Genomic DNA, 12,718 nt, shown 5'->3' with positions numbered 1-12,718 from the left:
TTTTCAGCGAAAGCCCGCTTCGTCCGCTCACCAGCCATCCGGCCCCGGATTGTAAACGACTGCTTTGTGCGGTTTGCAGTCCGCTGCATGTGCGAAAGGTGGAAATAGGATCAACGGCAGTTTGGGGCTCCTTGCGGCCATTCGAGGGGCAACGATGAGGAGCGCTTGCCGCCTGCGCGCGGTTAGCGCATATCGGTGTCATGCTATGGCCAACCAGAATCCCGTTCGACCTTCATAAAGAGCTTGAGTCCCGCCCGTTGACCGATTGGGAAGCCGCGCTGCGCGCCTGGGCGCGAACCCATGGCCTAAAGATCAAAATTCAATGGTATCACCAACTACAGCGCGCAATTGTGGATCTCCATTCTCGTCGGTACACGGCCAAGCCGCAGGATCATTGGGCCGCGATCAAGGATTGGCTGGAGAGCCACGATGTCCCCGCGCCGAAAAAGTTGCCAGGCTGGCCCGAACAGGATTCGGTTAGATACTGATAGCCGGGCGTTTTTCACCGCACGTTTCGCATATTTTACGCATCTCGTGACTTAGTGATATGGCAACAAACAGAAAAGAGAGTCCCACCGCCCGCACCAGCGCATTGTTAAGCTGGAAACCCAAGATCGTTGATCAGTTTCCACATTTCCCGGTTCGCCACTGAAAGTTGGTCGACCACCTTTTCGATTTCTTTCATCGCACCCTCGTCAACCGTATCCTGGCGGCCCAGTTTGATGTCCGTCTTCCGGTCTGCAATGCGCATCAGGATTGTCTTCGGATTGCCGCTGTCGGGGTCGAAGGAATAGATGCAATGGTTGTATCTGTTCCGAATTCCCGAAAGCTTGCTGAGACGCTGCGTGTGCTTAAGGATAGGGTCACGTATGTCTGGCGGGCGGCCTTCCATCTTGGCCAGCCGCTCGACCAGGTCAATTCTGGCGCGGGTCGTGTTCAGCGTCAGAAATATTATGACCGAGATATCCTTGTTGGTGCGGGTCAACCCGGCGATCAGATGAATCAACAGGCTTTCCGTGTTGGTCCACATGTAGTTCAACTTGCCGACCAGCAGGATCAGGCGGTCAAATCGGGCTTCGAAATCGTCAGTCAACGGGCAGTTCTCGCGCTTCGTCCGGCGCAACCTCGAAATAGAATTGCGCGGCTGCAGTCCGGTTGCTGACACCGATCTTGCCCGCCACATTGTGCATATGCAGTTTGACGGTGTGTTCGGTGATGCCCAGGTTCGATGCGATAATCTTGTTGCTTTGACCTTTCGACACCAGTTTCAGCACCTGCTTTTCCCGGCGCGTCAGCTTTGAGTATGTCGGGTGGAGGTCGCTGGGCTTTGATGTCGCTACCGGCGCACCATTCGACCGCGTGGGTGAATGCGCCACGCAATCCGCAAGGAAACACGGCAGGTACAGCTCTTCATGTAACAGCAGGCGCAAAATAGATCGCCATACATCCGGCGCGACGTTCATCGGCAGGTATCCGATGTCGCCGAATTTGCTGCGATCCCACTTTTCGAATGCAAGCCGGGCAGCTTCCTCCTTGCGGTAAGCAAAGGCCAAGCTGCCTGATCCCGCGATTTCCATATAGGCCTGCGGTCGGTTCAACAGGTCGTCCAGCATCATCTGGTCGACGACGACCACCTTTCCGGCCCCAACGTCCGAGCCGCTTGGCGCAGACAGCGCGTCAATTGTTTCGATCCGACGCGTGATCACGCCAAATTCGGATTGGACACCATGGATTGTTTGATCTGAATAGAAGAGTTCTTTGCCGACGAAATTGATCGAGAATTCTTCGGGATTGAAATCGTTTTGAACAGCATCTTCCTGAATCGGAATGCCCATTGCCACGCCCCCTTTTAATTAACCCACGCCGCGAAAAATAACGGCGAAATTGTAACCAGTACTCGTAGAACAGAATTAAAGTAACTTACGCTATTGAGGCGCGACTATAGCTGAAAGTACAAGTTTTATCAATGATGTGCGCCGTTCCGAAAATTCAGTTCTAATTCTTTCGTTTAGGTCGGCAGTACTTCCTCTCGCGTAAGTGGAGGAAAACAATGGGTTTCCCAAACTGTGAGTTTTGACCCGCGCGAATGGCCGATGCTGCGACTGCTATTCGGTCACACAAGCATTACAGCAATGAAATCAAAGCTTTGGACGTTCTAGTCCTTTAAGGTAGCTATTCACGACGCGCTTCGCCTGTAACCATGATCTCGCTTCTATTCTGAAGCCTTAATTCCTGATGTGTCCGCGAATCGCGCATTATCGCGAGCTACTTCCGCAGACACGGTGTCGGCTAAGCCGAGAAAGGAGGGTGGGTAAAATTCACTGAACGAAACCGCACACGCGCGTTTTGCGCATGAGTGCGGCCCTTATTATTCAACTGCGCCAGTAACCGTTTTAGAGATGAGTGACGGTCAGCGCGCTTCTTAAGTGGAGAACTATTATGAGTAGACGCAACCAACCGTACAACGACATTACTGCAATCGGTGAAGTTGAGGTCGAAGAGGCCCATGTTGATATCGATGCCGATATTACAGTCGAAGAAGCTCAGATTGACGCAAATCTGAATGAGCAAGAGCAAACCAACGACAACAGCGTAGATAACGATAACGATCAGGATCAGAAGCAAAAGCAAGATCAGGACCAGGATCAGGACCAGGATCAGGATCAAGACCAGGATCAGGACCAAGATCAGAACCAGCAGAACTATAATGGTGGTGATGACAGCAACGACAATTCCAACTCAGTTCACATCGATTTTGGTGGCGGCGAGTGGATTCCTCGCGATGATGATCAGGTCGATCTGGATCTGGGCGACGATGCGAGCGTAGGTGACGTGATCACTGCTGGTGGCGACATTGACTATGATCCCGGCGATGACATGAACCTGGATGTTGACATGAGCGGTACAACGACCGCTATGGCAGCAATCAACAATCAAGTTGCCGCACTGGAAGACAACGACGTTCTGGAAAGTGCAGAAGTTTCCAATGACGGCACTTTCGAGCAGAAGGGTGACGCCTATGGCGGAACCGCAAATGCTGCGGAAGGTATTGGTTCGCGTGCAGACGGCGGCAATTCCGGAGAAGGTGGCAATACAACTGGCGGCGATGCCAGAGGTGACACAGAAGGTGGCTGGGCTGATGCCGCTGGAGGAACATCCGGTGACGCCAATGGTGACGGCGAAGGCGGCGACGGCGGAGATTCCGGCGAAGCGACCAACTTCGGTCTGGGCGTTGGGCATTCTAACGCTGAATCGAATGGCAGCAGCAGTGCCGGTGACGGCGGTGACGCTGACAGCGACTCGGATGCTGACAATGACGGCAGCGCAGACTCGGATGTCGACAGCGACGGTGGTGAAGGCGGAAACGCTGGTTCCATCGGTCTTGGTCTGGGCTTTGGCTCGTCGGACGCCAGCAATGACGGAGAGTCAGCCGGCGGCGACAACGACTCGGACGCAGACAATGACGTAGACGTCGATACCGACAACGATTCCGAATCCGACGATGCAAACGGCGGTGGCGGTCTGGCTGGTAACCTTGGTCTCGCTGCAAACGAGAGTGACAGCGACACCGAAGCCAATGACGCGACATCTGGTGGCAACATTGGACTAGGTCTTGCAGCAGGTCTGGCCGGCGCGGATGCAGACGGCACCGGTGGTGACGGCGATGGCGGCGACGGCGACAGCGGCAACGCAGATGGCGGTAACGGCCCTGGCGGTGACGGTGACGGCGGAAACGGCGGCGACGGCGATGGCGGAAACGGTGATAGCGGCAACGCAGATGCTGGCAACGGCCCTGGCGGTGACGGCGGCGACGGTACTGGTGGCGACGGTACCGGTGGCGACGGCGGCAACCGCACTGGCGGTGACGGCGGTGACGGCAACGGTGCTCGCGGCGAAGGTGCTGGTGGCGGTGACGGTGACGGCGGCAACGCTGACAGCGGCAACGGCCCTGGCGGTGACGGCATGGGTGCTGCAGGTGCCGGCGGTGACGGTGGCGACGGTGACGGTGGCAACGCCGACAGCGGCAACGGCCCCGGCGGTGACGGAAGCGGTGCATCCGGCAACGGTGGTACGGCTGACGCGGCTGCCGATGCTCAGGGTGTAGGTGATCAGGACGCTACGGGTCCAGCGGTCACTCAAGCTCCGGGTGACGTGACCGGCGAAGCCGACAACAACCAGGATGCCCAAGTCAATGGCGGTGCTGGTGGGACCAATGACGTTGATGGTTCAGCGACGGGTACCGGAACCGGGACCGCGATGGCTGACGGCGTCGGCGGTGGCGGCGGAGCCGTTCAGCAAGACGCTGCATCCACAGGAACCGGTGAAGGTTCTGCTGACGCGACCAACAACGCAGGCGACGGCGGATTGTCCGAGGTCTTCTCGACTGCGGAAACCGACGGTTCGGCAGACAGCATGGCAGAGGCCATCGCTGGTTATGGCGGCGACGCTATGTCGGACAACGACGCTACCTCGACCGCAGCGGGCAGTGCCACTGGCACAGCAACGTCGGGCGTTGGCGGCGGCGGCGGTGCTGGTGCCGGATACGGCGGAACCTCTGGTGACGCTTCTGGTATGGCGACGCTTGGTGACACCAACGGTGCAAACGTCGACGGTGGCGATGCGTCGGGCGCCTATTCGGGTGCTGGCGGAGCTGGCGGCAATGCTGGATCGTGGGGTTCAGGCAACGGCGGTGATGGAATCGTTAACGGCGAGTCCTACGCTTCGGCAGCTGCCGTGGTCGATACATCGGCGTTCAACCAGTCGATCGTCATGGGTGCCAACGTTCTTGGCAACTCGGTCGATACGACCATGGTTGGTGGTTCGATGACCGCGACCCACAACAGCGACGACAACGACGTATAAGTCGCAGTCAGGGCCCGAATTGTCGGGCCCCGACCCATCTGACGAAACCGCCGAGGCCGCGACAAGTGGCCTCGGCACAACAAACCCAAAGCGGAAATTTTAGGCCGGGGCGGGGAAAAGGAAACCGATATGTCTCTCGACAGTATTACAGAAACGATAGCGCATTTTATTGGAACCTTTGAGCTAACGATTGAACAGGCCCGGCTGAGAGATCAGTACGAAGAATTTACGGCGCTTCGGCGCAAAGTCGAACTGGATGAACTCGACGATCCGATATCCATACGGATCGCTACTGAATTAGATCTTCCACCAGGCGAATATGATCCACTCCCTTATAAACTTCTGCCTCCTCCTGCGGATCTTCCATTGCCGCCCGTGCCCGATGGGCCGCTTGCATTGTCAGAGATATATGTCGGTCCCAGCTTCGGTCCCGATCCCTATATTCCGGATGTTCAGCTGGGAACGGCACAGACGGCAGTATTGATTCTAGATCCACAGGTCCCACCACTCATCATCGGCTCGGCCGTAACCTACACGTTCCAGGCGATTGTCCTGAACGACAACGATGTTATCGGTCATGGCGATTTTCGCGATATCGAAATCCAGATTGCGCAAGGCGAGCAGATGCTGGATGTCGCGTTGTCGATGCACGCAATTGCAACGCCATCTCTGAACATTGAAGACTATAAGTCTCTGGAATACCTCGAAAGCCTGGCTGAACAGATGCAGTCGCCGATGATATCTCAAATCGAAGGCGTGACCATTCACCAGTTCCACGGCGAGGACGCGCTGGGCGTTATTGTGAATGGCGAAATGGTCGAAGAAATTCCGGTCTGGGACGATCTTCTGCCCGCGCATCACCAGACAGAAGACGAGGAAGAAGACGATACGCCAGACATGACCCCGGACGAATGGGATCGCTCGGATGATGATGAGTTCGGCGAGGGCCATACGGTTATCGCGGGCGGAAACCTTGCGGTCAACGAGGTTAACATCACTGTGGCTTGGGTCGACGCGCCCGTCATCGCAGTGGGCGGCAAATCCGTTAACCTGACAGTGATCAGTCAGGTGGCGGTGGTGTCCGACATCGATCAGGGTGAACCCGGTGTTCAAAGTGACACCAATGTGGTTCAGGCGTCATTTATCGGGACCGAAGCCAGCGAAGAGTGGTGGCAGGACGACAATGTGGCAGAGCCGGGTGCGGATCCGATTGTCTCGGTCACGTGGATACAAGGCGATTTGTGGGTCACGAACTTCATCAAGCAGGTGATCGACGCCACAGATATCGACAAGATCAACACAGAAATCACAGCTTCGACCAGCCTGTTCACATTGGGTGACAACGTTTTGAGCAACGTCACCAATATCGTTCAGTTGGGTAACTTCTATGATCTGATAATGATCGGCGGAAACATGGTTTCGGTCGATATGCTGCACCAGACCATCGCGCTGTTGGACGATGACGTCTATGGTGCCGGCAAGCCGGAAGAGGGTGATGACAATCTGGTCATGAACCAGGCCTCTCTGACGACCACCGGGGAGGACACGGTGGAAGAATTGGACATGGCCCATGCCGAGGCTATGCCGTTGCAGCAGATTGATCGCGAGGCCTTTGAAGACGCTTTGATATCCAATCCGGACTACGCCGGCATGGAGTTGCTTCGCGTACTGAAGATCGACGGCGATCTTTTGCAGGTCAATTCGGTCGAACAGGTCACATTGTTGCAGGATCAGGACGATATTTCGCTTGAAGCAGCAGCTGCTGTTGATGCCGCGGTCAACGGAGCCGGAAACGCCCTGTTGAATGCAGCCAACATCACCAAGACTGGTGTCGACTCAACCATTATGGCAGCAGGCGGCGAATATTCGGACCTGCTGTTGCATCAGGCAGCACTGATTGACATCCCCGAAGTGCCAGACGCTTCGGAGTTGGCCAATGAAGTCATTGCCATAATAATGGAAGAGACGGCTGGGATTGGCGAAAACGCTATCGCACAGGCACAATCGAACCTTACGCCTTCTGAAAATGCTAGCAACGATGATGCGATGCAAACGATGCTGGCGTGAAATTTCTACCTGATTTGGTCAATTCGTGTTAGCGTAATGACTGTATTTGTTACGAGTGTTCCGAAAGTTATAAAATGTCGATTGTATTTTCGTCGCGTCGTTCTTCTGATGCCAGCCCGCTTGATATTGAGGGCGTTGGCACGCCCACGCAGCCGCATGGCAGCGATGAATCCCTACCAAAAGCAGCTAAGACGCCAAGTTTGCGTTTGAACAAAGAAATGCGTGTACCAGATCCAGAGGACAGTCCCAAGATGACTGCGAAAAAGGACGATGCGGTTGCCGCAAAAGCTGTGAAGCCCAAAAAGCAGGCGACCAAAACCAGGTCGGAACCACCAACTCGTGCCGCGGCTTCACCCCGGCGCGAACAGTCGCAGCCCGCTCAAGATCAGAATGCCCAGGGCCGCGACGCTGGGGTGGCCGAAGAAGCCCAAAGCCCCGATCCTAACACCGCCACAGAAACGACTGCGCGGGTGACCCCCCAAACGCGCTCGAAGGGCGGTGAACACTTAGGTGCCACTATCGAGGCTAAGGCGAACGAGCCGATGCAACTCCGACAAACGGGCGGAGGTGACGGCAACGGGCCACCCCAGACATTCCACAAACGCACGCCGCCAGAGGATTTCCAAAATACTCTGCGCACCTCGCTAAAGGCGATCTGGCGCAATCTCGCATTTGTTCTGGTTCTGACATGCGCAACCAACATCCTGATCCTTGCGATCCCGATCTACCTGTTTCAAATCAGTGACCGGGTGCTGACCAGCCGGTCTTTGGATACACTGATCATGCTGACCGCCATTGTTGCGGGGGCCGTGATCTTTCAGGCGGCATTTGACGCGGTCCGCCGTTTTATTCTGATGCGTACAGCGGTCGAGGTTGCCGCGCGATTGGGCGCGCCCGTTCTAAGTGCGGCAGCACATGCGTCGCTGCACGGCAACGGCCGGGAATACCAGACGCTGGGCGATCTTCAGCAAGTGCGCGGTTTTTTGGTGTCGGGGACGTTGATTTCATTCCTTGACGTTCCTTTCGCACCGCTGTTCATCCTGATGATTTTTCTGGTGCATCCGCAGCTGGGATCAATCGTTATCGTAACCGCGATGCTGCTGATGATTATCGCAGTGATTAACCAGAAAATGACTGCCAAGCCATTTGCCGAGGCGAACAGATCCCAATCAATGGCGAACCTGCACCTCGACTCGATGGCGCGTAACAGCCAGATCATCAACGCTTTGGCGATGATCCCCGAGGCGGTACGCATCTGGGGTCGCGACACGGCACAATCTCTGACATGGCAAGTACGGGCGCAGGACAGGAACGTGATCTTCGCGGCCATCTCGCGTGCGATACGCCTGCTGACACAAATTGCCATTCTGGGCTGGGGTGCATATCTGGCGCTGCAGGGCGAGATCACTGGCGGTATGGTCATCGCCGCTTCGATTATCGCCGGGCGCGCATTTGCACCTATCGAAGGATCAATCGAAGGCTGGAATGCATTCCTGCTGACGCGCGCCGCTTTTGGGCGCATCAAGAACCTTTTGTCCAATTCGGCCCTGCAATTTGAAAAGTTGCGCCTGCCGCGTCCCGAGGGGCGCATGGATGTGGAGCGCCTTCTTTATGTTCCGGGCGGCACCAAACGTGTTGTCCTGAACGGCATCAGTTTTTCGCTTAATCCCGGTGAAACACTTGCCGTTATTGGCAATTCCGGGGCGGGAAAAACCACGTTGGGCAAAACGCTGGTTGGGTCGATCCTGCCGACATCCGGCAGTGTTCGTCTGGATCTGATGGATATCCGCAACTGGGACCCACGTCAGTTTGGTGAGAGCATCGGTTATTTGCCGCAGGATGTTCAGCTGTTCCCAGGTACGATCAAGGACAATATCGGCCGGATGCGTGTCGATGCGACAGATGAACAAATCCACGACGCCGCTGTTCTGGCTGATGTCCACAACATGATCGCCACTTTGCCGCAAGGATACGAAACTGTGGTTTCCGCTGATGGATCTCCGCTGTCGGGCGGGCAAAAACAGCGGATAGCACTGGCGCGCGCTTTCTTTGGCAATCCGCGCATGGTGGTTCTGGACGAGCCGAACTCAAACCTGGACGTTGCAGGTGATCAGGCGCTGTCGCGGGCGATTGAACAGGCCAAGGAAAGCAAGATTACCGTCGTGGTGATCACTCAGAAACCGACGCTGTTGAGCGTTGTCGACAAAATCATGCTGCTGACAGATGGTCGTGTGGCGCTGTTTGGTCACCGTGAACAGGTGCTGCAACAGTTGAACGCCTCACGTGGAAATAAACCAGGCATTCAGTCGCAGCAGGGGGGGCCAACATGAACGAAATTGTACCCGTAAACAATGACCCGAAGGATCCGGCAGTTTGGTATGCCGAGGTGCCGCGGTCGATCCACCGCTTTGTTACTGTCGGCTTGATCTTGCTGGTTGTCTGCTTTGGCGGTTTTGGCGTCTGGTCCTTCAGTGCGCCATTGGCCGCGGCGGTAATCGCGCAGGGCAGCTTTGTTGCCACAGGCCGAAATAAGATTGTTCAGCACCTCGAAGGTGGGATCATTGAAGATATCAAAGTTATCGAGGGTCAGTCCGTTATCAAGGGACAGGTTCTTATGACCCTCGACCAGACCTCGGCCGAGTCAAATGAACGCGAACTGTTCATCCGCAAAATTCGTCTGCAAGCCATGTCCCAACGCTTGTCGGCTGAAAACAATGAGCGTGATCGGCTTGAGTTCTCGCCGGAACTGATTGAAGCGTCGAACGATGTCGAGGTGATGGCGATCCTTGACGGGCAAAAAATCAGCTTTGATGTATCCCGTAAGACGTTGCTGAACGACATCGCTTTGCTGGAACGCAACATGGAAGCGCTGAAAATTCGCTCAAGCGGGTTTGAGGCGCAGTTGGAAAGTATGGTTCGGCGTTCGGAAATTTTGCAGGAAGAGTTCGAAACCAAACAAGTACTGTTCAAAAAAGGGCTGGTGCGTAAGGGCGACATCAACACGATCCGCCGCGTGCAGGCCGAGGCCGAGGGCCAACTTGCGCGGTTGACGGCTGAAACGGCTGAAATCAACCAGATGCTTCTGAAATACGAAGAACAGATTTCCCGCACGCGATCGGCCTATCGCGAGGCTGCGTTGGATGAATTGAGCGTGATTGCAGCTGATCTGGAAAGCGTGCGCGAAAAATCCCGGCAGGCCCGAAGCGTTCTGGACCGTGCGGTTGTGCGCGCTCCGGTCACGGGAACCGTAGTGCGATTGCACTATCATACGGCTGGCGGCGTTATCGAAACTGGTGAACCAATCGCGGAAATCCTGCCTTCGGATGCGCCCCTGATTATCGAGGCGCAAATCCCCCGAACGGAAATCGACAGCGTCGTGATGGGGCAGCAAGCAACGGTTCGACTGGTCGGGCTAAACCAGCGTACCACTCCTGTGCTGAGCGGCGAAGTCTACTATGTCTCGGCGGACGCGCTAGTGGAAGATTCTGGAGGAATTCCGCAAGAGGTTTATCTGGCGCGCATCTCGCTAGAACCCGATGAGATGGACCGCGTGCGTGGGTTTGTTCCCACACCCGGAATGCCCGCCGAGATCATGATCCAGACCGAGGAACGCACCTTTGCGGCCTATATCGCAAAGCCTGTGACAGACAGCATGTCTCGCGCCTTCCGCGAACATTGATCGCCTTATCGGCCTGCTCTTTCCTGCGCCAGCGTGTTAGCCTCTGGTGAGATTCACCAGAGGGGACGCTTTATGCCATTGACCGTAGGCCAGATGATGGAGGCAGCAAACGCTGCCGTCGAACGGATTGACACAAACAAAGCAAAGGAATTGATGGGGCAGGGTGCCTTGTTGCTGGACGTGCGCGACGCGGTCGAGCTGCAGCAAACCGGCCGTGCGCAAGGCGCGCATCATATCCCGCGCGGTATGCTTGAATTCCGCGCTGACGACGCCCTGAAATCTCATGACCCCGAGCTGCGCAAGGACCGCGTAATCGTGCTGTATTGCGCGGCAGGTGGTCGTGCGGCGCTGGCAGGCAAGCTGTTGAAAGATATGGGGTATGAAAACGTCTATAACGTCGGCGGGTTGCCGGACTGGGTCAATGGCGGCGGCGAGGTGGCCTGATTTCTGACCTCTGTCCGTTGAAATCTGACGCAGATCAAGGCGTATAGCATACCAGTTGTCTAAAGCGATAATCGGGCTTCTGACAAAAGGACAACTGACGATGCTACGCCTTGCCTCTATACTGTATACTTTGATCGCAACCGCTCTGGCCGGGTCGGGCGTTATTGCCGTCCTGTCCGCGGGATTGGTGTCTACAGTTGCAATCGTTTCAGCAGCTGCGGCTGGCTGTGTGGCTGCCTTGCCAGTGTCCTGGTTGGTGGCGAAGAAACTGTACCAGAACGCAACCTGATCAGGCGTTCAGGTAGGTCCTGACCGCGGCTTCAAACTCACGAGGTTTCTCGGCGTGCAGCCAATGGCCTGCGCCGGGGATTTTCGCAAATCGTGCGGCGGGAAAATGGGCGCGGATGGTGCTGCGATGTTCGGGCAGGACGTAGTCGGAATCGCCACCGGACAAAAACAGGGCCGGACCGTCCCAGGATGCATCAGTTTCCGGAAAGCCCATGATTTTGGGCATCTCGGCCGCCAGCGTGTCAAGGTTCAGAAGCCAACGCTTCCCCTTGACGTCCAGAGATTGCGTGAAAAAGCTCTGCAAAGCTTTTTCGACACCCTGCGCCGCCAACTGTCCCTCGGCGTCCGAGCGTCTTTCAATCGTTGAAAAATCCACGGCGCGCATGGCTTCGATGAATTGGATTTGGCTGTGCGTATAAGTAACGGGCGCAATGTCCGCCACAACCAGCTTGTGCACCAATTCTCCGTGGCTCAGCGCCAGCATCATCGCAGCCTTACCACCCATCGAATGACCGACAATATCGGCTTTTCCGCCAAGTTGCAGGATCACCTCGGCCAGATCCTCGGCCAGATCGGGGTAACCATGCTGGTCGGTCCATTCGCTGTAGGCGTGGTTGCGCATATCGACTGCAACGACCTGCCTTTCGTCACATAGTCGGCGCGCAATAACCCCCCAGTTTCGGGCTGATCCATACAGCCCATGCGCAATCAGCAGAGGAGGGTTCGAGGTCGGTTCACCGTGAATGATCGTGTTCAGCATTCTGGTTTGATACCTGCGTGCGTTTGAAACGACCAGCCCCCATTGTCGCCCCTGCGGGCTGAGGTTAGATTGCGCTGGCAGGAGGCCACGTCATGACGCAAACCACAGATATCCAAAGCCAGATCGCGCAGACGGTGCAATTGCTGCGTGAAAAGCTGGGTGTAAAGGACCAGACGCTGACGGCTTCTGTCCGCAAGGCCAAGCGCCGATTGCCGCGCCGCGTATACAAGCAGGCCATGATGCTTGCCGGTGCCGAGCAGATGGCCTCGCACCCTAAATTGCGGTTGGTGCTGGACACTCCGAAACTGGCCAAGGCATCGGAAGAGGTTCAGACCCATCTGAGCGGTATAAACCTGGCCGATCGCCGCTGGGGCTGGTTTCTGAACTTTCTGGGGGCGGTTGCTTTGGGGTTTCTGGCGCTGGCGGCTTTGGCAGTTATTGTCCTGCGCTGGCGCGGCTATATTTAATCGCGTTTTTGGTATCCCAAACAAAAAAACGGCGCCCATTGGACGCCGTTCTGATTTGTGATCCCTGTGTGGATTACAGGTTTGGATAGATCGGGAATTTAGCGCAAAGCTCTGCAACCTCGGCTTTGACCTTGGCTTCAACCGCGCCAT

Annotated in this window: 11 protein-coding genes; 8 read left to right on the top strand and 3 right to left on the bottom strand. The window is 56.2% G+C overall.

Translation table 11 applies throughout. The features are described 5' to 3' along the window. The first annotated feature begins 200 nt into the window (after window positions 1-200). Window positions 201-488, top strand: coding sequence for a hypothetical protein (locus AC2FLA_RS20910; protein WP_496724964.1), 288 nt, complete (start codon window positions 201-203; stop codon window positions 486-488). Between the two features lie 107 nt (window positions 489-595). On the opposite strand, the gene AC2FLA_RS20905 is transcribed toward AC2FLA_RS20910, so the two are convergent. Further along, on the bottom strand, window positions 596-1,093 hold the full coding sequence (locus tag AC2FLA_RS20905) for a hypothetical protein (RefSeq protein WP_496724962.1): 498 nt from the start codon (window positions 1,091-1,093) through the stop codon (window positions 596-598). Next, entirely contained in the window at window positions 1,086-1,835 is a 750-nt protein-coding gene (locus AC2FLA_RS20900) for a helix-turn-helix transcriptional regulator (protein ID WP_496724960.1), read from the bottom strand. The genes AC2FLA_RS20905 and AC2FLA_RS20900 overlap by 8 nt, the downstream gene beginning before the upstream one ends. Window positions 1,836-2,439: 604 nt before the next feature. Between AC2FLA_RS20900 and AC2FLA_RS20895 the strand changes: the two genes are divergently transcribed. From AC2FLA_RS20895 to AC2FLA_RS20870, 6 genes are all read left to right on the top strand, one after another. After that, a complete protein-coding gene (locus AC2FLA_RS20895) occupies window positions 2,440-4,863 on the top strand; it encodes a hypothetical protein (RefSeq protein WP_496724958.1) in 2,424 nt (807 codons plus the stop codon). 129 nt (window positions 4,864-4,992) lie between these two features. Continuing rightward, on the top strand, window positions 4,993-6,930 hold the full coding sequence (locus AC2FLA_RS20890) for a type I secretion protein (protein ID WP_496724956.1): 1,938 nt from the start codon (window positions 4,993-4,995) through the stop codon (window positions 6,928-6,930). Between the two features lie 74 nt (window positions 6,931-7,004). Beyond that, window positions 7,005-9,260: a type I secretion system permease/ATPase gene (locus AC2FLA_RS20885; protein ID WP_496724954.1), complete on the top strand. Its 2,256-nt coding sequence runs from the start codon at window positions 7,005-7,007 to the stop codon at window positions 9,258-9,260. Further along, window positions 9,257-10,609, top strand: a complete 1,353-nt coding sequence (locus AC2FLA_RS20880; RefSeq protein ID WP_108862401.1) for an HlyD family type I secretion periplasmic adaptor subunit — start codon at window positions 9,257-9,259, stop codon at window positions 10,607-10,609. The genes AC2FLA_RS20885 and AC2FLA_RS20880 overlap by 4 nt, the downstream gene beginning before the upstream one ends. A gap of 72 nt (window positions 10,610-10,681) precedes the next feature. After that, complete coding sequence (locus AC2FLA_RS20875; protein WP_496724952.1) at window positions 10,682-11,053, top strand: rhodanese-like domain-containing protein; 372 nt, start codon at window positions 10,682-10,684, stop codon at window positions 11,051-11,053. Window positions 11,054-11,153: 100 nt separating this feature from the next. Continuing rightward, entirely contained in the window at window positions 11,154-11,342 is a 189-nt protein-coding gene (locus AC2FLA_RS20870; RefSeq protein ID WP_496724950.1) for a hypothetical protein, read from the top strand. Here AC2FLA_RS20870 and AC2FLA_RS20865 read toward each other — a convergent pair whose 3' ends face one another. Further along, window positions 11,343-12,101: an alpha/beta fold hydrolase gene (locus AC2FLA_RS20865; RefSeq protein WP_496724948.1), complete on the bottom strand. Its 759-nt coding sequence runs from the start codon at window positions 12,099-12,101 to the stop codon at window positions 11,343-11,345. 92 nt (window positions 12,102-12,193) lie between these two features. On the opposite strand from AC2FLA_RS20865, the gene AC2FLA_RS20860 reads away from it, so the two are divergent. Continuing rightward, window positions 12,194-12,568, top strand: a complete 375-nt coding sequence (locus tag AC2FLA_RS20860; RefSeq protein ID WP_496724946.1) for a hypothetical protein — start codon at window positions 12,194-12,196, stop codon at window positions 12,566-12,568. Window positions 12,569-12,718 lie beyond the last annotated feature (150 nt).

This window comes from Ruegeria sp. CDSA033 (assembly GCF_059612305.1).
The sequence above is the reverse complement of the archived record's forward strand: the minus strand, read 5'-3'. Positions and strand labels throughout refer to the sequence as shown.

Excerpts from the sequence above, each read along its gene's own strand:
- AC2FLA_RS20910 (WP_496724964.1), top strand. The coding sequence starts at position 201 with ATGCTATGGCCAACCAGAATCCCGTTCGACCTTCATAAAGAGCTTGAG.
- AC2FLA_RS20900 (WP_496724960.1), bottom strand. The coding sequence starts at position 1,835 with ATGGGCATTCCGATTCAGGAAGATGCTGTTCAAAACGATTTCAATCCC.
- AC2FLA_RS20895 (WP_496724958.1), top strand. The coding sequence starts at position 2,440 with ATGAGTAGACGCAACCAACCGTACAACGACATTACTGCAATCGGTGAA.
- AC2FLA_RS20890 (WP_496724956.1), top strand. The coding sequence starts at position 4,993 with ATGTCTCTCGACAGTATTACAGAAACGATAGCGCATTTTATTGGAACC.
- AC2FLA_RS20885 (WP_496724954.1), top strand. The coding sequence starts at position 7,005 with ATGTCGATTGTATTTTCGTCGCGTCGTTCTTCTGATGCCAGCCCGCTT.
- AC2FLA_RS20880 (WP_108862401.1), top strand. The coding sequence starts at position 9,257 with ATGAACGAAATTGTACCCGTAAACAATGACCCGAAGGATCCGGCAGTT.
- AC2FLA_RS20875 (WP_496724952.1), top strand. The coding sequence starts at position 10,682 with ATGCCATTGACCGTAGGCCAGATGATGGAGGCAGCAAACGCTGCCGTC.
- AC2FLA_RS20870 (WP_496724950.1), top strand. The coding sequence starts at position 11,154 with ATGCTACGCCTTGCCTCTATACTGTATACTTTGATCGCAACCGCTCTG.
- AC2FLA_RS20865 (WP_496724948.1), bottom strand. The coding sequence starts at position 12,101 with ATGCTGAACACGATCATTCACGGTGAACCGACCTCGAACCCTCCTCTG.
- AC2FLA_RS20860 (WP_496724946.1), top strand. The coding sequence starts at position 12,194 with ATGACGCAAACCACAGATATCCAAAGCCAGATCGCGCAGACGGTGCAA.